20 protein-coding genes are annotated in these 25,042 nt (G+C 71.9%); 12 read left to right on the top strand and 8 right to left on the bottom strand.

What is annotated here, in order from left to right:
• Positions 1 to 81 precede the first annotated feature (81 nt).
• Positions 82 to 630, bottom strand: a complete 549-nt coding sequence (locus ACWD5F_RS07580; RefSeq protein WP_451252057.1) for a class II aldolase/adducin family protein — start codon at positions 628 to 630, stop codon at positions 82 to 84.
• A 468-nt stretch (positions 631 to 1,098) separates the two neighbouring features.
• On the opposite strand from ACWD5F_RS07580, the gene ACWD5F_RS07575 reads away from it, so the two are divergent.
• Positions 1,099 to 3,366 (top strand): M4 family metallopeptidase, encoded by a 2,268-nt coding sequence (locus tag ACWD5F_RS07575; RefSeq protein ID WP_451252055.1) that lies wholly within the window; start codon positions 1,099 to 1,101, stop codon positions 3,364 to 3,366.
• Between the two features lie 6 nt (positions 3,367 to 3,372).
• Here the strand turns inward: ACWD5F_RS07575 and ACWD5F_RS07570 are convergent, their stop codons facing one another.
• The 5 genes from ACWD5F_RS07570 to ACWD5F_RS07550 are packed head-to-tail and all read right to left on the bottom strand — an operon-like array spanning position 3,373 to position 8,845.
• On the bottom strand, positions 3,373 to 4,860 hold the full coding sequence (locus tag ACWD5F_RS07570; RefSeq protein WP_451252053.1) for an HAD-IA family hydrolase: 1,488 nt from the start codon (positions 4,858 to 4,860) through the stop codon (positions 3,373 to 3,375).
• 42 nt (positions 4,861 to 4,902) lie between these two features.
• Complete coding sequence (locus tag ACWD5F_RS07565) at positions 4,903 to 5,985, bottom strand: ABC transporter ATP-binding protein (RefSeq protein ID WP_451252051.1); 1,083 nt, start codon at positions 5,983 to 5,985, stop codon at positions 4,903 to 4,905.
• A 3-nt stretch (positions 5,986 to 5,988) separates the two neighbouring features.
• Positions 5,989 to 6,807 carry an ABC transporter permease gene (locus ACWD5F_RS07560; RefSeq protein WP_402343434.1) on the bottom strand — a complete coding sequence of 273 codons (819 nt, stop codon included), beginning with the start codon at positions 6,805 to 6,807 and terminating at the stop codon, positions 5,989 to 5,991.
• A complete protein-coding gene (locus tag ACWD5F_RS07555) occupies positions 6,792 to 7,691 on the bottom strand; it encodes an ABC transporter permease (protein ID WP_401715303.1) in 900 nt (299 codons plus the stop codon). The genes ACWD5F_RS07560 and ACWD5F_RS07555 overlap by 16 nt, the downstream gene beginning before the upstream one ends.
• Positions 7,688 to 8,845, bottom strand: coding sequence for an ABC transporter substrate-binding protein (locus ACWD5F_RS07550; RefSeq protein ID WP_401715301.1), 1,158 nt, complete (start codon positions 8,843 to 8,845; stop codon positions 7,688 to 7,690). Before ACWD5F_RS07550 ends, ACWD5F_RS07555 begins: the two co-directional genes overlap by 4 nt.
• A 212-nt stretch (positions 8,846 to 9,057) precedes the next feature.
• Between ACWD5F_RS07550 and ACWD5F_RS07545 the strand changes: the two genes are divergently transcribed.
• Complete coding sequence (locus ACWD5F_RS07545) at positions 9,058 to 9,798, top strand: GntR family transcriptional regulator (protein WP_451252048.1); 741 nt, start codon at positions 9,058 to 9,060, stop codon at positions 9,796 to 9,798.
• A gap of 275 nt (positions 9,799 to 10,073) precedes the next feature.
• Positions 10,074 to 10,982, top strand: coding sequence for a hypothetical protein (locus ACWD5F_RS07540; RefSeq protein WP_451252046.1), 909 nt, complete (start codon positions 10,074 to 10,076; stop codon positions 10,980 to 10,982).
• 36 nt (positions 10,983 to 11,018) lie between these two features.
• On the opposite strand, the gene ACWD5F_RS07535 is transcribed toward ACWD5F_RS07540, so the two are convergent.
• Entirely contained in the window at positions 11,019 to 11,789 is a 771-nt protein-coding gene (locus tag ACWD5F_RS07535) for an SDR family NAD(P)-dependent oxidoreductase (RefSeq protein ID WP_451252044.1), read from the bottom strand.
• 147 nt (positions 11,790 to 11,936) lie between these two features.
• On the opposite strand from ACWD5F_RS07535, the gene ACWD5F_RS07530 reads away from it, so the two are divergent.
• The 8 genes from ACWD5F_RS07530 (at position 11,937) to ACWD5F_RS07495 (ending at position 21,089) form a co-directional block, all read left to right on the top strand.
• Complete coding sequence (locus tag ACWD5F_RS07530; RefSeq protein WP_451252043.1) at positions 11,937 to 12,254, top strand: hypothetical protein; 318 nt, start codon at positions 11,937 to 11,939, stop codon at positions 12,252 to 12,254.
• Positions 12,255 to 12,474: 220 nt separating this feature from the next.
• Positions 12,475 to 14,058, top strand: a complete 1,584-nt coding sequence (locus ACWD5F_RS07525) for an ABC transporter substrate-binding protein (protein ID WP_451252041.1) — start codon at positions 12,475 to 12,477, stop codon at positions 14,056 to 14,058.
• A gap of 2 nt (positions 14,059 to 14,060) precedes the next feature.
• Positions 14,061 to 15,017, top strand: coding sequence for an ABC transporter permease (locus ACWD5F_RS07520; RefSeq protein ID WP_451252039.1), 957 nt, complete (start codon positions 14,061 to 14,063; stop codon positions 15,015 to 15,017).
• Positions 15,014 to 15,904, top strand: coding sequence for an ABC transporter permease (locus ACWD5F_RS07515; protein ID WP_451252037.1), 891 nt, complete (start codon positions 15,014 to 15,016; stop codon positions 15,902 to 15,904). The genes ACWD5F_RS07520 and ACWD5F_RS07515 overlap by 4 nt, the downstream gene beginning before the upstream one ends.
• A gap of 107 nt (positions 15,905 to 16,011) precedes the next feature.
• Positions 16,012 to 17,742 (top strand): dipeptide ABC transporter ATP-binding protein, encoded by a 1,731-nt coding sequence (locus ACWD5F_RS07510; RefSeq protein WP_451252036.1) that lies wholly within the window; start codon positions 16,012 to 16,014, stop codon positions 17,740 to 17,742.
• Complete coding sequence (locus ACWD5F_RS07505) at positions 17,739 to 19,745, top strand: CocE/NonD family hydrolase (protein WP_451252034.1); 2,007 nt, start codon at positions 17,739 to 17,741, stop codon at positions 19,743 to 19,745. Before ACWD5F_RS07510 ends, ACWD5F_RS07505 begins: the two co-directional genes overlap by 4 nt.
• Positions 19,742 to 20,383 (top strand): TetR/AcrR family transcriptional regulator, encoded by a 642-nt coding sequence (locus tag ACWD5F_RS07500; RefSeq protein ID WP_451252032.1) that lies wholly within the window; start codon positions 19,742 to 19,744, stop codon positions 20,381 to 20,383. Before ACWD5F_RS07505 ends, ACWD5F_RS07500 begins: the two co-directional genes overlap by 4 nt.
• A gap of 28 nt (positions 20,384 to 20,411) precedes the next feature.
• On the top strand, positions 20,412 to 21,089 hold the full coding sequence (locus ACWD5F_RS07495; protein ID WP_451252030.1) for an NAD-dependent epimerase/dehydratase family protein: 678 nt from the start codon (positions 20,412 to 20,414) through the stop codon (positions 21,087 to 21,089).
• Here the strand turns inward: ACWD5F_RS07495 and ACWD5F_RS07490 are convergent.
• Entirely contained in the window at positions 21,061 to 23,385 is a 2,325-nt protein-coding gene (locus ACWD5F_RS07490) for an FUSC family protein (RefSeq protein WP_451252028.1), read from the bottom strand. The two genes, ACWD5F_RS07495 and ACWD5F_RS07490, sit on opposite strands and share 29 nt — an antisense overlap.
• A 181-nt stretch (positions 23,386 to 23,566) precedes the next feature.
• Between ACWD5F_RS07490 and ACWD5F_RS07485 the strand changes: the two genes are divergently transcribed.
• A complete protein-coding gene (locus tag ACWD5F_RS07485) occupies positions 23,567 to 25,042 on the top strand; it encodes an MFS transporter (protein ID WP_451252026.1) in 1,476 nt (491 codons plus the stop codon).

The following is a 25,042-nucleotide window of genomic DNA, read 5'->3' as shown; positions in this document are numbered from 1 at the left end:
CTGCCGTCTCCGGACCGGCCCGTCCGTGCCGTCCGAGGTGTTCGAGCTGTCCGTGCCCACTGTGCTGTGCCTGTACCGACGCTACGACCGACAGCCGGTGCGCACCACTCGGACGGAGTAATGACGGCCGACGGCGGCGCGGGGTTCCGTCTGTCCCACCTCGTCGGGGCGCACGGTGAGCGGCGCGCCGGGCTGCCGCGCCGCGAGGGCATTGGCCGGCGCGTGATCGGTCACCAGTTCGGTCCGTTCCCATCGAGGTATGTGATCCGGCCAGGCGCTCGCGTGCGGCATCAGCGGGTCCGCGGGCTGCTCGGCTGGCGCGGCGCGTGCGGTCCGGTGGGGCGAGCGGACGTGCACGAGGGAGCGGAGGCCGGGACGCGCTCGGTGCGTCGCCGTGTGCGGGCACAGGTTCAGCGGCAGCCCGGGCGCGAACTCGTCGTTCAGGGAGAGCTCGTGCATCTCCTCGGGCCGGCACCTGTCCTTGCGGCGGCCCGCGCCGGGGCGGACCAGACAGTGCTCCGGGTCGTCCGTGACCACGCTGACGTGGCCGAACATGCCGATCGGGCCGTGGCGCGCGAGGATCCGCGGGGTCGGGGCCAGTTCGTCGCGCGGTGCCTGACGGTCGGTCATGTCCGTACTCCTTCGTCGAGTCGGCGCGTGGGTGGGCCGCGCCGTTTTCCGGCGGGGAGCGCAGGTGAGGGGCGGGTCGCGGGAGGACGTCGGAGCGAGCCGGCAAGGGATGCGGGCGGGGGCGCGGCGAGGTGCGTGCCCGGCCGAACTCCCGGCGGACAACCGTCAATTCAAGCCGATGTCTTGTCACCTCCATGACAACTCTGTGCGTGGGATGTCACTCTGCTGTCCGCAGGTTCACCTGTGCTTCACACCCCCCACATTTCCCACACCCCCCATCTCCACCCCCCACCCCACCCCCCACCTCTTCCCATCCCCCCACCCCTTCTCGCGCGCGGCCGAGCCCCGGCGTCATCCGGGCGTCGCTCGTGCCGTGCGTGCGCACCCGCGCGCCGCCGGACGGCCATACCCGGCCGACCGCTCGCCCCGGCCTTGACCCGAGGCCGACCGCTGCAGAGGGAGAACGCCTTGTCCAGGCAACACCGCTTCTCGCACCGCTCCAGATACACCATCGCGCTGGCGCTCACGGCCGCGAGCACGATGCTGGCCACCGGCGTCCAGGTCGGTACCGCCGGCGCGGCCCCCGCCGACCCCGGCGCCGCGAAGATCCACGCCACCCCCCGCGCGGGAGCGGCTCCGGCCGCCCTCAGCCCCGCGCAGCACACGGCGCTGCTCAAGCAGGCCACCGCGGCGGTCGGTGACACGGCCAAGAGCCTCGCCCTGGGCAGCCGGGAGAAGCTCGTCGTCAAGGACGTCATCCGCGACACCGACGGCACCACCCACACCCGCTACGAGCGGACGTACGCCGGTCTCCCCGTCCTCGGCGGCGACCTCGTCGTGCACACCAAGGCCGGGCGTACGACCGCGACGAAGGCGACCAACGCCAAGCTCGACCTGGCGTCCGTCACCCCGAAGGTCACCGAGGCCACGGCCAAGACCAAGGCGCTCGCCGCCGCCGAGAAGGCCAAGGCCGACGCGCCCAAGATCAACAACTCCCGCCTGGTCGTCTGGGCCGCGGACGGCAAGCCCGCCCTGGCCTGGGAGTCGGTGGTCGGTGGCTTCCAGGACGACGGCACCCCCAGCGAGTTGCACGTCGTCACGGACGCGAAGACGGGCAAGGAACTCTTCCGCTACCAGGGTGTCGAGACCGGCACCGGCACCGGGCAGTTCAACGGAGAGGTCCCGCTGGGCACCACGCTCTCCGGCTCGACGTACCAGCTGGTCGACGGCGACCGCGCGGGGCACCGCACCTACGACCTCAACCAGGGCACTTCGGGTACCGGGACCCTCTTTACGGATGACAACGATGTCTGGGGTGACGGCACTCCGGCCAACCGTCAGACGGCCGGTGTGGACGTGGCCTTCGGTGCCGCGGCGACCTGGGACTTCTACAAGGACGTTTTCGGTCGCAACGGCATCCGCAACGACGGCGTCGCCGCCTACAGCCGGGCCCACTACGGCAACAACTACGTCAACGCCTTCTGGCAGGACGCCTGCTTCTGCATGACCTACGGCGACGGCTCGGGCAACACGCACCCGCTGACCTCGCTCGACGTCGCCGCGCACGAGATGAGCCACGGCGTCACCAGCGCCACGGCGGGTCTCACCTACTCCGGCGAGTCCGGCGGCCTGAACGAGGCGACCTCCGACATCTTCGCCGCCGCGGTGGAGTTCCACTCCGACCTGCCCGCCGACGTGCCGGACTACCTGGTCGGCGAGAAGATCAACATCAACGGCAACGGCACCCCGCTGCGCTACATGGACAAGCCCTCCAAGGACGGCGCGTCCCGCGACAACTGGGACTCCTCGCTCGGCGGCATCGACGTCCACTACTCCTCGGGCCCGGCCAACCACTTCTTCTACCTCCTGTCGGAGGGCAGTGGCGCCAAGACCGTCAACGGGGTCGCTTACGACAGCCCCACCTCCGACGGCCTGCCGGTCACCGGCATAGGCATCGAGAACGCCCAGCAGATCTGGTACCGGGCGCTCACCACGTACATGACGTCCTCCACCAACTACGCCGCCGCGCGGACCGCGACCCTCCAGGCCGCGACCGACCTGTTCGGCGCCTACAGCCCCACCTACCTGGCCGTGGCCGACGCGTGGGCCGCGATCAACGTGGGCAACCGGATCGCGGCGGGCGTGAACATCAACCCGCTGGCCAACCAGACGACCGGCGTCGGTGAGCAGGTCAACCTCCAGGTCGACGCCTACACCACCAACACCGGCTCCGCGCTGACCTATTCGGCGACCGGCCTGCCGGACGGTCTGTCGATCAGCGACACCGGTCTCATCACCGGCTCGCCGACCACCGCCGGCACCAGCAGCGTCACGGTGACGGTGACGGACGAGACCGGGTCCACCGCGACCAGGTCCCTGTCCTGGCGGGTGGCGAACCTGTTCTCCAACAACACCCGGGTCGACATCCCCGACGCGGGAGCCGCGGTCGAGTCCGCCGTCACGGTCCCCGACCGCGAGGGCAACGCCTCGGCGACCACCGAGGTCTACGTCAAGATCGTCCACACCTACCGCGGTGACCTGACGGTCGACCTGGTGGCCCCCGACGGCACGGTCTACTCGCTGCTCAACCGCAGTGGCGGCTCGGCCGACAACGTCGACCAGACCTTCACGGTGAACGCCTCGTCCGAGCCCGTCGCCGGCACCTGGAAGCTGCGCGTCCAGGACCGTGCGTCGATCGACGTGGGCTACATCGAGAAGTGGTACCTGGCTCCCTGACCGGCCTCACCCGGCGCTGGGCCCCTCCGGCAGGCCCAGCGTGAAGGTGGTGAGGACCGCCGCGTGGTCCGACGGCCAGTCGTTTCCGGCCACGTCGGGCCACGCGTGCGGGACGCCGGTGACGACCGTGCGCGAGTCGACGACTTCGAGGCCACGGCCGTCGTACAGGACGTAGTCGATCCGGTCCTGCGGCTCGGCGAGGGCGGGGTCGTCCTCGTTCACCGGGTGGATCGGTGACCAGGTGTGGCCGGGGGCGCGGACCGGATCGGGGTGCGCCTCGCGGTAGGAGTCGCGCAGCCCCGCGGCCTCGGCCGCCCTCGTCACCGGCCACGCCACGTCCGAACGGTCCAGGTGCGAGGGGCAGTTGAAGTCACCGGTCAGGACCACCGGCACGTCCGGCCGCGCCGCCTCCTCGATCTGCCGCAGCGCCTCCCGCATCTGCGCGAGCCGCACGTCCTCGTGGTCGATCAGCTCGTCCGCCGAAAGCCCGTCGAAGGCGGCTTCGTAGGGGCCGTACGGCGTGTAGTGCAGATGAGCCGTCCATACGTCCACCTCGCGCGCGGGTCCGACGCGGACGCGGGCGCCGGCCGCTCCGTAGAAGCCGACGCCGGGGTCGCCGAGGCCGGCCGTGATCGGGTGGCGGCTGATGATGCCGAGGTTCTCGCCGGCCTCGTGGTGGTACCAGCCGAGTGCCTCGGCCAGTTCCCGGGCCGCCGTGCCGGCCGTCTCCTGGAGGCCCACGACATCGGCCTCGGTGTCCAGGATGACCTTGAGCTGCTTGGCGCGGTGGTCGTCGATCCGCGCACCGCCGAGCCAGAGGTTCCAGCTCAGCACCCGCAGCCGGGGCGCGACCAGGTCCCGCAGCCGGTTCGGGGTGACCTCCTCGAGGCTGGCCACGACCGTGCGGCCGGGCGCCGGGTCGATGGGGGCCAGCGACGGCACGGCGAGGACCGCGCAGCCGGCGGCCTCGGCGGAGCTGACGCCGGTCGGGGTGTCCTCGACGGCGACACAGCGGGCCGGGTCCACGCCGAGGGCGCGGCAGGCGGCGAGGTAGGGGTCGGGGGCGGGCTTGGTGTGCGGGGTGTCCTCGGCGGTGACGGAGACCGCGAAGCGGCTCGCGCCGAGGGCGTCCAGGACGGTGTCGGCGACCGCGCGGGGGGACGCGGTGACGAGCGCCGTGGGGACGCCGTCGCGGGCCAGGGCGTCGAGCAGGTCCAGCGCGCCGGGGCGCGGCACGATGCCGGTGCGGACGCGGGCCGCGAACTCCCGGTGCAGGGCGGCCGCGAGATCCGCCGCCGACGCACCCGTGGTCGTGGCGAGCCAGTCGGCGGTGTGCTCGACCGGACGGCCGAGCACCTCCGGCTGGTCCGCGTCCGTCAGGGTCCTGCCCGCGACCTGCTCCACCGCCTCCCACCACAGTCGCTCGGTGTCGACGAGCGTTCCGTCCATGTCGAACAGGACGGCCTGGAGCGGGAGTTGGGTGTGGGGGGTCACGTTTCTCTCTTTCACTGCGGGTTCACCGCGGGCCACCTGGCCCTACGGCTGGATACGTTCTGCCACGAGTACCGGCCGCTCCGGGAGCGACACCGTCACGGCGGCGCCGGCGCCCAGCGCGGTGGCCTCGTGCGTGGGCAGGTCGGCCTTGACCTCGGTGCCGTCGGCGAGCCGGACACCGACGCGAACGACCGCGCCGAGGAAGGCGGTGCCGATCACGCGTGCGGTCCCGGACTCCTCGGCGCGCACGTCGATCGCCTCGGGCCGGACGAGCACGTCCACGTCGGGTCCGGCCGGGGCCTCGCCGTCGACGGGCAGCCGCTGCCCGCCGAGCACCTCGACGACCCCGTCCGTGAGCCGTCCGGGAAGCCGGCTCATCGTGCCGACGAACTCGGCGACGAAGGCGGTGGCGGGCCGGCCGTACAACTCGGCCGGTGCGGCGCACTGTTCGAGCTTTCCGGCCCGCATCACGGCGACCCGGTCGGCGATGGACAGCGCCTCTTCCTGATCGTGCGTCACGAAGAGGGTGGTGATGCCGAGTTCCTGCTGGAGTCGGCGGATCTCCTCGCGCAGGGACAGCCGGACCTTGGCGTCGAGCGCCGACAGCGGCTCGTCCAGGAGCAGCACGCGCGGACGCAGGGCGAGCGCACGGGCCAGCGCGACGCGCTGCTGCTGGCCGCCGGAGAGCTGGTGCGGGAAGCGCTCGCCCTTGTCGCCGAGCCCGACGAGGTCGAGCAACTCGGCCGCACGCGACCGCCGTTCGGCCGTACGCACCTTGCGCATACGCAGTCCGAAGGCGACGTTGTCGAGCGCGTTGAGATGCGGGAAGAGGCTGTACGACTGGAAGACCATCCCGGCGTCGCGGCGGTGCGCGGGCACGTCGGTGACGTCCTTGCCGTCCACCAGCACCGCGCCGGAGGTGGGGTGTTCGAACCCGGCGAGCATGCGCAGGGCGGTGGTCTTGCCGCAGCCGGAGGGGCCCAGCAGGGCCAGGAACTCACCGGGACGCACCGTCAGGTCGAGTCCGTCGAGGGCGATCGTCGGGCCGAACTCCCGGCGCAGGCCCTGGAATTCGACGGTGGCTGCGTTCTCCGTCGTGGTCTTCTCAAGCGTGGTGGCGGTCATGGTTCATCCCCGGGACGAAGCGGTTTTGTCACGTCCGCCGACACCGGCGAGCGCGAGGAGGAGTGCCCAGGTGACGACCAGACTGAGCACGGAGACGGCGACGGAGAGCTGGGCGTTGGACCCGCCGACGCTGTAGATCCACACGGCGAAGGGCTGGAAGCCGAGGAGCTGGGCCACGGTGAACTCACCGAGCACCAGCGCCAGCGTCAGGAAGGACGCGTTGAGCAACGCCCCGCGCAGATTGGGCAGTACGGCCCGCACCAGCGCCTGCGGCCAGCCCGCGCCGCAGCTGCGGGCGGCCTCGACGAGGGTCTTCACGTCGATGGCCCGCAGCCCCGAGTCCAGCGCCCGGTACACGAACGGCAGCGCCATCACGACGTAGGCGAGGACCAGGATGAAGGGGAAGTCCGGGTTCTGGATCGCCACGAAGGTCTGGAACAACGGGGTTCTGGACAGGTGGTCGGGCCCCCACTTGAGGACCGTGGCGATACCGGCGACGAACGCGATCGGCGGCACCACCAGCGGCAGCGAGCAGATCACCTCGACGACGGGCCGCAGCCGGGGCGCGCCGAGCCGCAGCGCGACCATGGCCGGGACCATCAGGAGCAGCACCACGGCGATGGTGGCCGCGGCGAGTTCCAGCGAGAGCACCAGGCTGGTGGTGAAGCCGTCGGCGGAGACGATCTCCGTGTAGGCGTCGAAGGTGACGCCCTGCCCGGGCACGTCCACGGTGAAGATCACGGACGCGGCGAGCGGCACCAGGAAGTACAGGGCGGCGAGGGCGAGGACGACCCACCGCCAGAGGTTCAGGCGTCCAGCCATCGCGCGCTCCGTCGTTGCAGGGGCAGATACACGGCCATGACCAGGCCCGCGACCAGGACCATGTCCAGGCTGAGGGCGAGGGCCACGTTCTCCTGGCCGACCAGCACGTTGCCGGAGATGGCGTCGGCGATCTGGAGCGTGACCAGCGGGACCGAACTGCCCACCATGGCCGCGGCGGTGGCGTACGCGGCGAACGCGCTGCCGAAGAGGAGGACGAACCCGCCGAGCAGCGAGGGCAGCAGCACCGGCAGGGCCACGTGCCGCCAGTACTGGACACCGGTGGCGCCGTTGTTCTGGGCGGCCTCGCGCCACTGGGTGCGCAGACCCTCCAGGGCCGGGGTGATGGTGAGGACCATCAGCGGGATGAGGAAGTACAGGTAGACCAGGACCAGGCCCGAGAAGCTGTAGAGGTCCCAGCCCTTGTCCTTGAGGCCCAGGTGGGTGGTCAGCACACCGGCGTTGCCGAGCGTGGCGACGAACGCGAAGGCCAGCGGCACGCCACCGAAGTTGGCGAGAACGCCGGAGGCGGTGAGCACGGCCTCGCGCAGCGCGCGGAAGCGGGAGGTGACGACGACCTGCGCGAGCGGAAGACCGAGCAGAGTGCCGAGGGCGGCCGAGAGGGCGGACAGCTTGACGCTGCCGATCAGCGCGGTGAGGTAGGCGCCCTTGAGGGAGTCGGTCAGGTTGACGGTGCTGTACGAAGTGGCGCCCGTCGTCTGGTTCTTGACGGTGAAGGCGCCGTTCAGCATCGCGATGGCGGGCACCCCGAAGGCGACCGCGACGAACACGAGCAGCGGGACCACGGCGATCCAGCCGGGAACGCGGCGCCGCCGCTTCGAAGAAGCGGCGGCAACCACGTCGGCCCGCGTGAGCGTGGCCGTCATCCGGAGACGGCCTTCGCCCAGCCCTGCGCGATGACCGTCTTGGCCTTCGCCTGCTGGGCCTCGGTCGGGAAGCTCGGCGTCCCGGAGACCTGCGGGAGCTTGGCCGCGGCGGTCTTGTCGAGCGTGCCGGCCGCCTCCATGGAGGTCATCAGCGCCGGACGCGCGTACCCCTTGAGCCACAGGTTCTGGCCCTCGGCGCTGTACAGGTACTCCTGCCACAGACGGGCGGCCGCCGGGTGCGGGGCGTCCTTGTTGATGGCCTGCGAGTAGTACTGCGCGAACTGGCCGTCGCTCGGGATCGAGACCTTCCAGTCGACACCCTTGGACTTGAACTCGTCGGCGTAACCGGCGTTGAGGTAGTCCCAGTCGATGGAGATGGGCGTCTCGCCCTTCTCGACGGTGGCCGGGGTCGACTCGACGGGCGTGTAGTTGCCGTTCTTCTTCAGCTCGCCGAAGAAGTCCAGGCCGGGCTGGATGTCGTCGAAGGAGCCCTTGTTGGCGAGCGCCGCCGCGTACACGCCACCGAAGGCCGAACCCGACTTGGTCGGGTTGCCGTTGAGGGCGACCTGGCCCTTGTACTGCGGCTTCAGCAGGTCCGCGAAGGTGGTCGGACAGGTCTTGACCCGCTTGGCGTCGCAGCCGATGGAGATGTAGCCGCCGTAGTCGTTGAACCACTGCCCCTTCGGGTCCTTCTGGCCCTCGGGGATGTCGTCGAAGGAGGCGACCTTGTACGGCGCGAGCAGCCCCTGCTGGGCGGCGCTGAGCGCGAAGGAGGAGCCCAGGTCGAGGACGTCGGGAGCGCGGTCCTGGCCCTTGCGGGAGGTCACGGCGTTGATCTCGTCCTGGCTCGACCCGTCCGGGTTCTCGTCCGTGATCTTGATGCCGTACTTCTTCGTGAAGCCGTCGATGAGGGCACCGTAGTTGGCCCAGTCGCGGGGGAGGGCGATGGCGTGCAGGGTGCCCTCCTTCTTGGCCGCCTTCACCAGGGCGTCCATGCCGCCGAAGTCGGCGGCGGAGGTGGCGGTGGCGGCGTTCTTGCCGTCGGTGGTGGACGACGAGTTGTCGGGGGCGGCGCCGCAGGCGCTGAGGGCCAGCGCGGCGACGACGGCGAGGGAACCACCCAGGACGGCGTTTCTCGACGGGGACACGGTCACGGTCTCTCCAGGGGTGCGCACGAGGGTCAGAGCAGAGCGGAGAACTTGTCTGAACAAGTTGGCCTCAGTACGCCCGGCGATGGTGTCTTGTTCGTAAACATTGGCGAAACCGTGACCCCTTCTTCTCTGCACACTCCTTGCTGACACGGATCACCAGGGGAACTCGACTACGCTGCTCACGCTGTGCACAGTGGCCAACTCGGAGGGGAAGCATGACGGCGCGACACGAGGAGATCGCCGACGAGCTGCGCAGGGCCATCGACCGCGAGGAGTACACAGTCGGGAGCCGGCTGCCCGCGGAGACGGACCTCGCGGCGCAGTACGGCGTCTCGCGCGGCACGGTCCGCCAGGCCGTCGCGGCCCTCACCGCCGAGGGGCTGATCGGCTCCCGTCAGGGCGCCCGCCGGATGGTCCTCGCCAGCCGCCGCAGCCAGAGCTTCGCGGAACTGCGCAGCTTCGCCGAGTGGGCGCGCGCGATGGAGCGCGAGGCGACCGGGCACGTGGTCGAGCAGGAGTACCGACCGGCCACGGCCGAGGACGCCGTGCGCCTTCAACTCGCCGAGAAGACCCCGGTGTTGCACGTCCTGCGGGTCCGCGGCCTGGACGGTGAGCCGGTCCTGCTGGAGCGGACGGTCTACGCCGACTGGATCTCCCCCGCGGTCGAGGTGATCGAGCCGGAGTGCCCGTCGGTGACCCAACGCCTGTACGACGACACGGGGTTGGTCTTCGCGTACGGCGAGCACGTCATCGACGCGGTGGCGGCGGGCGCGCAGGACGCGGAGCTGCTGGGCATCCGCCGGACCAGTCCCTTGCTCCGGGTCCGCCGGGTGACGACGACCCGGGAGGGGCGGCCCGTCGAGTGGTCGGACGACCGCTACCGCTCGGACGCCGTGAGCTTCAGCGTGCACAACTCGATAGGCAACAACGCGTTGGCGCGCAAGACGGCGGAGTGAGGCGGAAGGCGCCCCGGAGCGAGCCGGAAAGCGACGTCGCTCAGGTCACGATTCGGCCATGGTTCGGTATGGAGGGTGACCTTCAGTTCGTGGGCAACTGGTGAAGGATTGACGGGAGTTGTGGAAGGTGACAAGAATGCGGCTCACACCTTCGCTGTGACTGAACTGAGCGAAGTGACGCGAGTGGCTCGGTCACGCATGCCGTTGTCGCTGCCGACCGCGTACCCACCGCGTTTGTGCCACCTCCCACACCTTCTTTTCCACAGAGGCTCATCTTGTCGCGTTCGCAAGAACCACGAACCCTTGCCGTCCTCGCCGCAACCGTCTTCGCCGCCGCCCTCGTGCCCGTGCTCGGCGCGGGTACGGCCAGCGCCACGACGGCCGAGTGCAACGCCGCCACGGTCCAGTACCGCATCGTCGGTGCCGATGGAAACGTTGTCGGCGCCGACTGGACCTCGGAGGGCGGCTTCCTCCAGTGGACCACCGTCCCCGGCACCGTCCAGGTCAGGCTCGCCCCGGGCCAGACCGTGGCCGACGGCTGCACCTACCCGGTCTCGCTGGCCGAATACACCACCGAGGGCCCGAACTGGTACACCTCGGGCCACCAGACGATGGTCGACAAGGCCACCGTCTACCTCACCAAGGACGACCTCGCCGGCGCCGACGACAAGGGCCGGACCTGGCAGAAGCTGTCCGTCAAGTCCCCCGACTGCTACGGCCAGATCGACCTGTACGGCGACGACATCGCCTACGACGGCAAGACGGGCACGGGCCACGGTCCGCTGCCGTACCAGCCGGGCAACGTCAACACGCCGTACCACCTCATAGCGGCCTGGAACGGCGGCGACAAGGAGTGCACCCCGGGCACGCCCGAGTCGCCGACGCCGTCCGAGACGCCGCCCACCTCCCCGGCGACGCCGTCGACCCCGCCGGCCGGCAGCACCCCGCCCGTGGACACGCCGCCCACCACCCCGGCGCCGTCCACCACGCCCCCCACCACCCCGGACGTCCCGCCCATGACGACGCCGCCGAACACGCCGGAGCCCAAGTCGAGCCCGAGCGGTCCGCCGCTGGCCGAGACCGGCTCCAGCGCGCCGGTCGGCGCGATCGCCGGCGGAGCCGCGCTGGTCGTCGCCCTCGGCGCCGGCGCGCTGTACGCGGGCCGTCGCACGCGTCGCTCCTGACGCCGAACGAGTAGGTCCTGGCCGCCCGGCCGTCGGCTATCCGGCGGCCAGGCGGCGCAGTAGCCGGGAGGAGACCGGCGTGGGCAGGGCCCGCAGCGTACGCACCAGCGTCGTCGTGGCCCACGGGAAGTACGCCTGCGCCGGTTCTCTCTCCAGCGCGCGGACGACGAGTCGCGCCGCGCGTTCCTGGCTGATCTCGAAGGGCTTGGGCAGACCGTCCCCGCTGATCCGGCCGGTCGCCACGAAACCCGGGTGGATGCTGGTGAACCGGATTCCCCTGGGCGCCAGTTCGACGCGCGCGGCGTCGATGAGCGTACGGGCGGCCGCCTTCGCCGCCGAGTACGGCCCCTGCCGGGGCAGGCCCATCAGCCCGGCCAGCGAGTTGGTGTGCGCGATGAGCCCGCCGGCCGGCTGGGTGCCCAACTGCTCGATCAGCGGGACCAGATAGTTGACGACCACGTCGTAGTTCAGCGCCATGATCCGTGTGACGTCCTCGACGCCGACCTGGTCCATCCGCAGGTCCGGTCCCTGGCCCGCGTTGAGCAGCGCGATGTCGATCGACCCGTACTCCGCGACCGCCGCCGTGACCACCCCGGCCGCCGCCCGCGGATCCAGGGCGTCGGCGGGGAGGTCGAGACAGTCGCTCCCGGCGGTCCGGACCTCCGCGGCCACGGACGCCAGCTCGGGCGCGCGCCGCGCCGTGACGACCAGCCGGTTGCCGCCGGACGCCAGCAGCCGGGCCACCTCGGCCCCGATCCCCGACGAGGCGCCGACGATCAGAATCGTGCTGTCGGTGATGCGCGCCATGGGTTTCCCTCGCTGGTCCGGCCCGGGGGTGGGGGTGCGAAGGGGACTCTCGCAGGCGGGACGCGCTCCCGTCGACCCGGCGCGACAGGGGTGGGTCGGCGGCGCGAAGCTGGGTAGACGGTGGTTCACCCCGACGGAAGGATCACCATGACGACCTACGTGGTCACTGTGCCCGGCACCTTCACCGACGGGATCGAGGCCGGGGCGAGGGCGGAGCTGACCCGGGCCCTGCGTCCGGCCGACCCGCACGCCACCCAGCTGGGGAGCGCCGAGGACCTCGACGTCCTCGCGGTCAACGACGACAACACCTTCACCCTGCACATGAAGGTCGAGGCGGACAGCCGCGCCGACGCCGAACAGGACGCCCGCGACCTCGCGGACTCCGCCCTGCGCGAGGCCGGTCTGGACGAGAACTCCGCGCCGCTGGGACCTGTGATCATCACGGGCATCGACTCCGACATCTGAGTCGGCCCCGACCGGACCGGCCCCCTGTCGCGCGCACCGCCCACCTCGCGTGTCGTCCACGCGCCACTCACCCCGCGCGCACCCCACCTCCCGTTACCGATGGGTTTCGGGAGGTTAATTTCCATGCCCGAAGGGTTGGCGGGAAAGCGTCGTCTCGTTATCGTTCACGCACTTCACTCAATCGTTCCGCTGAACGAATAGCGAGAGAGACGGTCGGTCCATGTCCGACATCCACCCCCCGCGCCGGCGGTCGGTGCTCGCCGCGGGCGCGGCCTCCGTGGCCTCGCTCGGCGCGTCCTGGCTGCTGTCCGGCTGTACGGGGGCCGCCGCCACGCCGGTGCTGCCGGCCGCCGCGCGGCAGGGCGCCCCCGACAGCGGCGGCACCCTGCGCATCGCCCGGCCGCCCGCCTCCGACGCCGAGACCCTCGACCCGGCGAGCTCCCTGTCCGCGTACGAGTACCTGGGCGCCCTCTACAACCGGCTCGTCCGGATCGGTGCCGACGGCGAACTCGCCCCCGATCTCGCCGAGTCGTGGGAGAGCGACGGCAAGGCCCGCACCTGGACCTTCCGGCTGCGCAAGGGCGTCGCCTTCCACGACGGCCGCGCCTTCACCTCCGCCGACGCCGCCTACACGCTCCGCCACATCCTCGACAAGGCGACCGCGTCCCCGCAGGCCGCCGTCCTCGCCCCGCTCATCGACCCCGCGAAGCTGGGCACGCCCGACGCCCACACCCTGGTCGTCCCGCTGAAGACCCCGAACGCCGAGTTCCCGAGCCTGCTCACGCACTACAACTGCTACGTCGTCCCCGACGGCAGCGCCAAGTCCATCGGCCGCACCGGCATCGGCACCGGCCCCTTCAAGCTGGAGTCGTTCGCACCGGCGGGCCCCGGCCGCGTCACGGCGTACCGGGACCACTGGGCCGGCCGCCCGGTGCTCGACGCGATCGACTTCTATTCGGTCGCCGACATGTCCGCCCGCTCGAATGCCCTGCTGGCAGGCCAGGTCGACCTCCTTTCCCAGACCAACCTCGACTTCGCCACCGCGCGCGTGGTCGCCGCCTCGGACCGGGCCACCATCGCGCGCGTGAAGGACGCCCAGTGGTACGTCCTGCCGATGCTCACCACCGACAAGCCCTTCACCGACGTACGCGTCCGGCAGGCGATGAAGCTCGCCTACGACCCCGAGCACGTCGTGAAGGTCGCCCTCCAGGGCGCGGGCACCGCCGGCTGGGACAACCCCGTACCGCCGAGCGACCCGGCCCACATCGCCGCGCACCCGGAGCACGACCCGGAGAAGGCGAAGTTCCTGCTGAAGCAGGCAGGGCACGAAGGCCTCGCCGTCGACCTCTACACCTCCGCCTACGACCCGCTGTTCACGCCGATGGCGCTGGCCTACCAGGACTCCGCCAAGCGCGCCGGGATCCGCGTCCGCGTCAAGACGGCCTCCGCGGACTCGTACTACACGCAGATCTGGATGAAGAAGCCGCTGATGGCCACCTACTGGTTCACCGGCCGGCCCGTCGACCAGCTGCTCACCCAGATCTTCCGCAGCGGCTCCTCGTACAACGAGACGGCCTGGTCGGACAAGGAGTTCGACTCCGTCCTGGACCGGGCCAGGGCCGAGACCGACGACGCGAAACGGCGCGAACTCTACGGCGAGGCGCAGACGTTGGTGATCGAGAAGGGCGGGGCGATGACCCCGATGTTCGCCGACCGGCTCGTCGGCATCTCCCGCAAGGTGCGCGGATACGCCGAGCACGGCTTCGAGTTCGACTACCTCGGCATCGGCCTGAAGGGGGCCTGACCATGCTCTCCTTCACGCTGCGCCGACTGGCCTCCGCCGTCGGCACGTTGTTCCTCTCCTCGGTCCTCGTCTTCCTCGCCGTCCAGGCCCTGCCCGGCGATGTCGCCACCCAGATCCTCGGCAAGGACGCCACCCCGGACGCCGTCGCCGCCCTGCGCGACCAGCTCGGCCTCGACCGGCCCGCCTGGGAGCGGTACTTCGACTGGATCAAGGGCGCCCTGCACGGCGACTTCGGCACCTCGCTCGTCTCCGGGAAGGGCGTCGGCGGCGAAGTCGCCATGTACCTCGGCAACTCGGCGCTCATCGCCCTGGTCACCGTCCTGTTCGCGGTGACCGGCTCCCTGGTCCTCGGCATCCTCGCGGGCCTGTACCGCGACCGCTGGCCCGACCACGTCATCTCCACCGTCAGCCTGATCGGCATGAGCGTCCCCGAGTTCGTGGTGGCGACCGTGCTGGTGCTGTGCTTCTCGGTCGCCCTGCCGTGGTTCCCGGCGGTCGTCCTCTACGGCCCCGACGCGAGCGTCGGTCAACTCCTGCCCGCCGTATGGCTTCCCGCCCTCGCGCTGGCCGTCGTCATGGCCGCCTACATCGTGCGCATGGCCCGCACCTCGGTGATCGACGTGATGGCCGGCGAGTACGTCACCACGGCCCGCCTCAAGGGCCTGTCCACCTGGCGGGTCGTCACCCGGCACGCCCTGCCCAGCGCCCTGCTCCCCACTCTGCACGTCATCGCCCTCAACGTCGCCTGGCTGGTCGGCGGGGTCGCCGTCGTCGAGAACGTCTTCAACTACCCGGGCATCGGCAAGCTGATGCTCTCCTCCGTGCAGAACCGCGACCTGCCCGTCATCCAGGCCGTCGCCCTCGTCAGCGCCGTCGTCTACGTCTGCTGCAACCTCGCTGCCGACCTCGGCGCCATGGCCCTCAACCCCAGGCTCCGCACCCGCGGGAGGACCCGATGACCACCCTCGACACCACACCGGTCGCTGTCGCGCCGGGTCCACGTGCCGCCGCCCGCGCCTGGCGCACCCTGCGCTCCTCCCGCACGGCCACGGTCGGACTCGCGATCGTCGCCGTCCACGTCCTGATCGCCCTCCTCGCCCCGCTCCTGACCTCCTACGACCCCATCGCCAACGACGCCTCGCACGCCCTGCTCGGCCCCGGCGCCGACCACTGGGCGGGCACCGACCAGTACGGCCGCGACGTCCTCGCGCGCGTGCTGTACGGCGGCCGCTACGCACTCGGCGTCTCCGTCACCGCCACCCTCCTGACCGTCGCCCTCGGCACGGTCGTCGGCTGCGCGGCGGCCCTGCGCGGCGGCTGGTTCGACGACGTCCTCGGCCGGATCCTGGACGCCGTCCTGTCCATCCCGTCGATCCTCGCCCTGCTCGTCGTCGTCACCGCCCTCGGCACGGGACCCGCGGTCATCGTCCTGGCCGTGGCGGTCGTCTACGTCCCCCAGGTCGCCCGTGTCGTGCGCGGCGCCGCCCTCGCGGTGGTCCCCATGGACTACGTCACCGCGGCCCGCGCCCGCGGCGAGAGCACCTGGTCGATCCTGCGCCGGGAGGTCCTGCCGAACATCACGGACGTCGTCTGCGTGGAGTTCGCGATGCGCGCGTCCTGGGTCGTGCTGCTGATCTCCTCGCTGTCCTTCCTCGGCTTCGGCGCCGACCCGCCCACCCCCGACTGGGGGCTGATGGTCGCCGAGAACCGCACCGCCATCACCGTCGTCCCGATGGCGAGCCTCGCGCCGATCATCGCCCTGGCCACGCTGGTGGTCGGGCTCAACCTCGCGGCCGACGGCCTGTCCAAGGCGTGGGGCGTCGACCGGATCAGGGAGGGACTGTGACGACCTCGACTCCGGGGGAGCCCGGGACGACTTCGACTCAGGGAGGGCATGTGCCGACCTCGACTCCCGGAGGGCACACGGCGGCCCCGATCCCGGGAGGGTCCCCGATGAACCCCATCGTCTCCGTGAACTCCCTTTCCGTGGCCTACCGTTCGGGCGGCCGGGACGTGCCGGTCGTGCACGAGGTGTCGCTGGACGTGGCCAAGGGGCGCACGCTCGCGCTCGTCGGCGAGTCGGGCAGCGGCAAGTCCACCGTCGCCGCCACGCTCCTCGGACATCTGCGCCACGGCTCCCGCGTCACCGGCGGATCGGTCCGCGTCGACGGGCAGGACGTCTTCGCCCTGTCCGCACGGGAGTTGCGGCGGCTGCGCGGCGGGACCGTCGCCATGGTCGGCCAGAACGCCGGGCAGGCGCTGACGCCCACCATGCGGATCGGCCGCCAGATCGAGGAGGCGGGCGGCACCGTACCCGTCGTCGACCTCCTCGAACAGGTCCGGCTGCCCCGCCCCGCCGAACTCGCCCGCCGCTACCCGCACGAACTCTCCGGCGGCCAGCAGCAGCGCGTCGCCATCGCCATGGCGATCGCCGCCCGCCCCAAGGTGCTCGTCCTCGACGAACCGACCACCGGACTGGACGTCGTCACCCAGCGCGGCGTCCTCGACCTGATCGCCGCCCTGCGCGATGAACTCGGCCTGGCCGCCGTCCTGGTGAGTCACGACCTCGGTGTCGTCGCCCACATGGCCGACGAGGTGTGCGTACTGAAGTCGGGCCGCGTCGTGGAGGCCGCGCCCACCCGGCAGCTGTTCGCCCAGCCCCAGGACGCTTACACGAAGCGGCTGTTGGCGAGCGTGCCGCGTCTGGACGACACGGGACTCGCCGTCGTGACCGAGGCGGGGGAGCGGGAGGTGCGACCGAAGGCACTCGTGTCCGAGGACTCGCCGGTCGCCGTGTCCGCGCACGACGTCACCATCGACTACGGCAGCTCACGAGCCGTGGACGGTGTCTCCTTCGACGTCCGGCGCGGCGAAGTCGTCGCCCTGGTGGGTGAGTCGGGCAGCGGCAAGTCCACGCTGGCCTGGACCCTGGCGGGCCTGCGCACCCCGTCCGGCGGCACGCTGACCCACGAGACCGGCGACCTGGCCCGCCCCGCGCACCGCCGCCCGCTCGCCCTGCGCCGCCGCATCCAGCTCGTCTTCCAGAACGCCGACACCTCCCTCAACCCCCGCCGCTCCGTGGGTGACGCGGTCCGCCACCCCCTGCGTTTCTTCGGCACCGCGGCCGGCCGCACCGAGGCGACCGAGCAGGCCCGCCGGCTCATCGCCGACGTGCGCCTGGACCCGGCTCTCGCCGAGCGCCTGCCCGCCCAGCTCTCCGGCGGCCAGCGTCAACGCATCGGCATCGCGCGGGCGTTGGCGGGTGAGCCCGACGTCCTGATCGCCGACGAGATCACCACCGCCCTGGACGTCTCCGTGCAGGCCGACGTCCTGCGCCTGCTCGACGACCTGCGCCGCGAGCGCGACCTGGCCTGTCTCTTCATCAGCCACGACCTCGCCGTCGTGCGCGGCATCGCCGACCGCGTCGTCGTCCTGCGCCACGGCGTGGTCGTCGAGGAGGGCCCGACGGAGGCCGTCTTCGCCGCACCCGGCCACCCCTACACACGCCAGCTCATGGCGGCGGCCCTCGAACCCGACCCTGACGCACAGCCCTTCGTCGACGATTCCCTCGACTGGGCCGACGCGGCGGACGGGCACGACATCTGGACCGACCAGGGCGACGGCGGCCACCGGGTCCGACGCTGGCGCCTCCTCGACACCCCCGTCGCGGAAGGAGTTTCGTGAAGTACCGCGAACAGTTCGAGCACCAGGTCGTCCGCGAGGACATATGGATCCCCACCCGGGACGGCCGCACGCGACTGCACGCGCGCGTGTGGCGGCCCGCCGACGCCGAGTCCGACCCGGTGCCTGCGCTGCTCGAATACCTCCCGTACCGCAAGAGCGACTGGACCGCCCCGCGCGACGCCCAACGCCACCCCTGGTACGCGGGCAACGGCTACGCCTCCGTGCGCGTCGACATCCGCGGCCACGGCGACAGCGAGGGCACACCCGGCGACGAGTACGACGGACAGGAACTCGCCGACGGCGTCGACGTCGTCAACTGGCTTGCCCGGCAGCCCTGGTGCACCGGCAAGGTCGGCATGTTCGGCATCTCCTGGGGCGGCTTCAACTCCCTCCAGATCGCCGCCCTCGCCCCCGAACCCCTGAAGGCGATCGTCACCGTCTGCTCCACCGACGACCGCTACGACAACGACGTCCACTACACCGGCGGCGCTGTCCTCGGCATCGACATGCTCGCCTGGGCCGGCACCATGCTCGCCTTCGCCGCCCGTCCACCGGACCCGGCGAACGTGGGTGCCGACCGCTGGGTGCCGATGTGGCGCGAACGCCTCGACGCCCTCGAACCCTTCCTGCACACCTGGCTGGAACACCAGCAGCGCGATGCCTACTGGCGGCACGGCAGCGTCTGCGAGGACTACACCGCGATCGACGCGGCCGTCCTCGCGGTCGGCGGCTGGAACGACCCGTACCGCGACACGGTGCTCCGCCTCGTCGAACACCTCCCGGCGGACCGCGTACGGGGGTTGATCGGCCCGTGGTCGCACCAGTACCCCGACCGGGGCCTGCCGCCGGGACCCGCGATCGGCTTCCTCCAGGAGACCCTGCGCTGGTGGGACCAGCACCTCAAGGGCATCGACACCGGGGCCATGGAGGAGCCGCTGCTGCGGGCGTGGATCACCGATTCCGTCCCGCCTGCCACCTCGTACGACGTGCTGCCCGGCCGCTGGGTGGGGGAGACCGCCTGGCCTTCGCCACAAGTCGCGTGGGACGCACGGCCGTTGGGCGCGGGTACGGCCCCCGTGATCGTCCGCTCGCCGCAGCACACCGGCCTCGACGCCGGCCGCTTCTTCCCCTTCGGCAACGACAGCGATCTGCCGCCCGATCAGCGCGAGGAGGACGGCCGCTCGGTCTGCTTCGACTCCGAGCCCCTCACCGAGCGCGTCGAGATCCTCGGCCGACCGCGCGTCCGGCTGCGCCTCGACAGCGTCACCCCGCGTGCCCATGTGATCGCCCGGCTGTGCGACGTGGCCCCCGACGGCTCGTCCACGCTCGTCACCCGCGGTGTGCTCAACCTGCTGAGCAGGCGGGGTCGGGACAAGGCGGTGGAGTGGAGCCCGGGAACATACGAGGACGTCGAGATCGAACTCACCGGGATCGGCTACGCCTTCCCGCCCGGTCACCGCGTCCGCGTCGCCGTCTCGGACACCTACTGGCCGTGGGTGTGGCCGCACGGCGAACGCGGGGAGCTGAGCGTCGTACCGGCGGAGAGCGCCGTACTCCTGCCCGTGCGCGAGCCCGGCGAGGAGCCGCCGATCCGCTTCGAGGAGCCCGAACAGGCCCCGCCGCTGCCGGTGACCTACGACCCGCCGACCGCACCGCGCCCGGAACGACTGGTCACGCACGACGTGGCCGCGGGGGAGTGGACGCTCGAGGTCGACCCCAACTACGGCGGCTCGCGGACGTATCCCGACGGGCTGCGCTACGAGGAGAGTGCGCGGGAGACGTACCGGATTCGGAGCGACGACCCGCTGTCGGCGAAGGCCGTCTCGGAGTGGCGGATCCGGCTGCGGCGCGGGGAGGGCTACGACGCTGAGATCATGGCGTCCACGGAGCTGCGCGCCACGGCCGCGGACTTCGTCATGGACAGTCGCATCGAGGCACGGGCGAACGGAGAGACAGTGGTCAAGCGCGCATGGCACCGCACCGTCGGGAGGACGTCCGGATGACGGCCGCCAGGACCCCGCGCCGTGCCGTCGCCGCCGCCGACCGCACCCGCCAGCCCACCGAGGTCCGCCGGCGCCTCATCGTCGAGGCGGCCGTCCCGCTGATCGCCGAACGCGGTTACGCCGCCGTGGGCGTGCGGGACGTGGCCGCCGCGGCCGGGGTGTCCGTCGGCACGGTGACGTACCACTTCGGCAGTGTCCAGGAGATCCTCTCCGAGGCGATGGTGCTGCACATCGAGCGGTACTACGCCGAGCTGAGCGAGACCGCGGAGCGTGCGGACACGGGTGCCGAGGCGCTGCGGCTGCTGGTCGACGCGCTGTTCACGGAGGACACCGACCGGCACTGGCGGATGTGGTTCGACTACTGGAACGCGGGCGACCAGGCCACGGACGAGACCTTCACGCGCGGTCAGGCCAGGCGGTACGAGGCCTGGCACGAGCAGATCCGGGCGCTCGCCCAACGGGGCGTGGACGACGGGGAGTTCACCGGCGACGACCTCGACGGTTTCACCGTACGCTTCGCCGCCCTCGCCGACGGGCTGGCTCTCCAACGCCTGCGCCAGGCACCTCCGTTGAGCACGCAGGACGCCCGTCGCCACCTCAACCGGTTCATCGACACCGAACTCGCCCGCACGCCCTGACCCCCAACTTCCCCTCACGGAGCCGCTCGTGAACGTCGTCATCTTCGGTGCGTCCGGCATGGTCGGCCACGGAGTGCTGCACGCCTGCCTGGAGGACGCGGCGGTCGCCCGTGTCGTCGTGGTGGTCCGTGCCCCGCTCGGCGTCAGCCATCCCAAGCTGCACGAGATCGTCCATGACGACTTCACCGACCTGACCGCCCTCGCCGAGCAACTGACCGGCCTGGACGCCTGCTTCTACTGCCTCGGTGTCTCCAGCGCCGGTCGCAACGAGGCCGACTACACGCGCATCACGTACGACTACACGCTGGCCGCGGCCAGCGTCCTCGTCGAACGCAGCCCCGGGCTCACCTTCGCCTACGTCTCCGGCGAGGGCACCGACAGCACCGAGAAGGGCCGCACGATGTGGGCCCGCGTGAAGGGGCGCACGGAGAACGCCCTGCTGGCACTGCCGATGAACGCCTACATGTTCCGGCCCGGCTACATCCGGCCGCTCAAGGGGGCGGTCTCCAAGACGTCCGCCTACCGCGTGATCTACGGCCTGACCTCCTGGCTCTACCCCGTCCTGCACCGCCTCGCGCCCGGTCACACCACGACCACGGAGGCGCTGGGCCGCGCCATGATCACGGTGGCGGCCCGCCCGGGCGCGGAGGAGCGGCACGTCCTCGACAGTCGGGACATCAACCGCCTGGGCGCGAAGCCGAGTTGATACCCCGTTCCCCTGTGTCCGGCTTCGCCGCCGCGGCCAGCGAGGGCTGGAGGCGGCGGGCCGCGTCGAGATGGTCGGCGGTCCAGATGATGCGGACGGCCGTGTCCGTGGCCCGGCCGTTCTCGTCCCGCAGGTCGTGCCGCAGCGAGGCGACCAGGCGGGCCTCGGCGGCAGGGTCGGGCGGCATCGGGGTCGGCACCGGCGCGCCCTCGTCCAGGCCGGAGGCCAGGGTGCGGTACCAGCCGGACACCCCGTCGGCGGTGCCGAGGAGGACGAGGCGGGCGTCGGCCCGGTCCGAACCGGCGGGCTGCTCGTCGGATCGCTGCCACAGGCCCAGTACGGCATCGGCTGCCAGGCGCAGTCCGACGACTCCCGTGACCAGCGTGGTCATGTCCGCCAGGGGTACCGGCTTGGCGCCGCGCTCGGCGAGGTAGCTGCGGAACGCGTCGTCCAGCCGGCGTGCCGCGGCGGCCGCCTGCCGGTTCTCCTCGTCGGGCGCGGCGACCGGCGGGAGACCGGCGGCGCAGCGGCCGACCGCGTAGCGCACCGCGCCCGCCAGATAGCGCGCGCTGTCCGTGTACGCCGCCGCCAATGCCCGGTCCACGGCGGCCGTGGCGCCGCGCGGCCAGAAGAACAGGCCCACCAGCACGCTCACCCCGCAGCCCAGGGCGATGTCCTCGATCCGGAACAGCACGATGTGCCAGTCGGGATGCCGGCCGATGTTGAACAGGATGACGAGGGTGACGGTGAAGGCCGCCTGCCCCGCGGCGAAGGAGATCGCCGCCGGCGCGATGCCCGCCACGAGCACGGCGACCGGAAGCAGGAACCACAGCACGGTGTCGTGGTCGCCGATCAGTTGCAGCAGCCCGGCCCCGAGGACCGACCCGGCGAGGGTGCCGCCCAGCGCGCGGACGGCGTTCTGCCCGGTGTTGAGGGCGTTGGAGCGCAGCACCGACAGAGTCCCAAGGAGCACCCAGAACGAGTGCTGGGCGCTGATCAGGTCGGCGAGGGCGACCGCGATACCGAGGCCGAGCGCGCCCCGGAGGCTGTTGTGCAGCCAGACCGACTCGCGCTGGAGATGCGCGCCGGCCCGCTCCCGAGCCGAGGCCAGCGGTCCGGTGACGGAGTCGGGCTCGTGGCCGAGGAGCCGCTCGGGCCAGCTCCGGTGCTCGGCCGCCGCGGCCAGATCCACGTTGGCCGCGATCTGGAGGGTGGCGAACCCCAGTTCCTGGGCGCGGAAGGACAGGTCCAGGGCGCCGATGAAGGCACGGATCTCCGACTCCGTACCGGGGCGCGGCCGGTGCACGGGCAGCCTGGTGGTGGCGCCGTGCTCCATGCCGTCGATGAGGGCGCGCAGCTCGGCCGAGGCGGCGCGGAGTGCGTCGGGTGCGGTGCGCGGGGTGTCGAGGAGATCGGCTGCGCGTTCCAGGACGGTGGCGGCGGCCCGTCGTACGGCATGGGCGTCACGGTCGCAGTCGGGCGCGGCGCGGTCGGTGTCGTCGGGTGGTGGTGTGCTGTCGGCGACGATGGCGCTGAGCCAGGTCAGCTCGTCGACCAGCCGGACGACGGCGCGCGAGCCCGTGGACAGTCCGGTCGGCCGGTAGGGCGTGGCGTCGAAGGCGGTGCGCAGGTCGGCCGCAGCGGCGGCGGCGTCGTCCGCGGTGACACGGCACTGCTTGGGGCTCGGTGCATCGGGCTCCCCGGCCAGCCGGGAGGCGTCGGCGCGCAGCTGGGCCGCGGCGGCGCGGCAGACGCGGGCGGCGGGTGCGCCGAGCGGGTCCGCGGTGGGCCGGGGCCACAGCAGGGAGATCGCGAGCATGGCCGCCACCGCCGCGAGCCCGGCGCCGGCGAGCCGGTCGGGCAGCTCGGAGAGCGGCGCGGGCGAGGCCACCGGCAGCACGAAGGCCAGCAGCAGTGCCGTCGACGCACCCGCGAGGACCGAGCTGACCACGCCCGAGAACAGCACCAGGAAGCCGACCACGACGGTGACGACGACCGCGAGCCAGGTCTGCCGGGCCACCAGCGTGCCCACGCAGATCAGCGCCGCCCAGGCCACGGCCAGACCCACGTGCGCCCGCAGCCGCTGCGACATCGGCCCGGTGAACTCCACCAGCAGCAGCATCGAGAAGGAGCCGAACGCGGCGAAGGTGGCGATCGTCGGCGAGTCCAGCACCTGGCTGCACAGCGCGAACAGGCCGGGCATCACCAGCGCCGTGCGCCCGGCCCGACGGGTCGCCACCAGCCCCGGATCGTGGTCCCGCAACCAGGTCGGGACACGGCGGCCAGATACGTGCATACGCCCGCACACCTCCTGTCGGCGGATCACCCGCGTATCGAGTATGTGCGCACCGGTGAATTCGTGGGACCCGGGAGCCCCGACCGTCTCTTCGTCCGCCGCCCTGTCAATGAATCCGTTTCCCGCCCCACCGGGCCATGCTTGCCGGACGGACAGGTGACGGACCGACGCAGGAGGAGCAGTGCCGACGCAGCCGGACGACACCCCCGACCCCAGGCGATGGAAAGCGCTGTGGGTCACCCTGGTGGCCGGGTTCATGAGCCTTCTGGACGTGACGATCGTCGCGGTCGCGCTGCCGTCCATGCAGCGCGACCTGCACACCACGGCACCGGCCATCCAATGGGTGGTGTCCGGCTACGCCCTCGCCTTCGCCCTGGTCCTGGTGACCGCCGGGCGGATCGGTGACGCGATCGGCAGACGCCGTATCTTCCTGCTGGCGCTCGCCGCCTTCGTCCTGTGCAGCGCCGCCGCGGGCGCCGCACCGAACATCACGCTCCTGGTCGTGGCCCGGATCGCCCAGGGGGCCGCCGCGGGCTGCCTCGCCCCGCAGAACTCCGCCCTCATCCAGCAGCTGTTCCGCGGCGCCGAACGCGGGCGCGCCTTCGGCCTGTTCGGCGCGACCGTGGGCATCTCCAGCGCCGTGGGACCGGTCGTCGGCGGCCTCATCCTCAGCCTGGCCGACGGCCCCGACGGCTGGCGCTGGATCTTCTACGTCAATGTGCCGGTCGGCGTGCTCGCCCTGGTGCTCGGCATGCGCCTGATCCCCGTCACCGCCCCCGGCCGTCGCGAACGCCTCGACCTGGGCGGCGTCGCGCTCCTCGGCTGCGGAGTCCTGGCGCTGATGCTGCCGCTGGTGCTGGCCGAGTCGGGTGGCGTACGGCGGCTGTGGTGGTTGTTCGTCGTGGGTGTGGTGTGCCTGGTGGGGTTCGTCCGGTGGGAGCGACGTGTCGTCGCCCGGGAGGGTCAACCGCTGCTGGATCTGCGCCTGGTGACCGAGACGCGCGGCTACGCCGTCGGCGCCACGATCGCCACCCTGTACTTCGTGGGCTTCAGCGGTGTGTGGCTGGTGTTCGCCCTGTTCTTCCAGGACGGCCTCGGCTACTCACCGCTCCGCTCCGGGCTCACGGTCACGCCGTTCGCCATCGGTTCGGCCGCGGCCGCCGCGCTCGCGGGCCGGTCGGTGGACCGGTTCGGCAGACTGCTGACCGTCTGCGGCCTGGCCGGTGTCGCGCTCGGCCTCGGTGGGACCGCGCTGATCCTGTGGCTCGCCCCCGCCGACAGCGCGGGCTGGCTCGCCGCCCCCGCGCTCTTCATCGGCGGCCTGGGCAGCGGCTGCGTCATCTCCCCCAACGTCACCATGACCCTGCGGGACGTCCCGGTCCGGATGGCCGGAGCGGCCGGCGGAGCCCTCCAGACCGGCCAGCGCCTGGGCGGATCCATCGGCACGGCCGCGCTGCCCGGTCTCTTCTACGTCGTCCTCGGCACCGGCCGGCGCGACTACCCCGCCGCGGTGGCGATCGCCGTCGGCCTGGGTGTCCTGCCGGTGCTGTGCGCGCTGGCCCTGGCGATCGACGACTGGCGCCGCGACCGCCGAGCCGCCAAGCGCCCCTGCCCGCCCGAGGTCTCGCACAGCCACCTGCACGCCGGCCAGGGCTGA

It is taken from the genome of Streptomyces sp. NPDC002499 (assembly GCF_053595415.1).
This window is presented reverse-complemented; position numbering and strand designations above follow the sequence as displayed.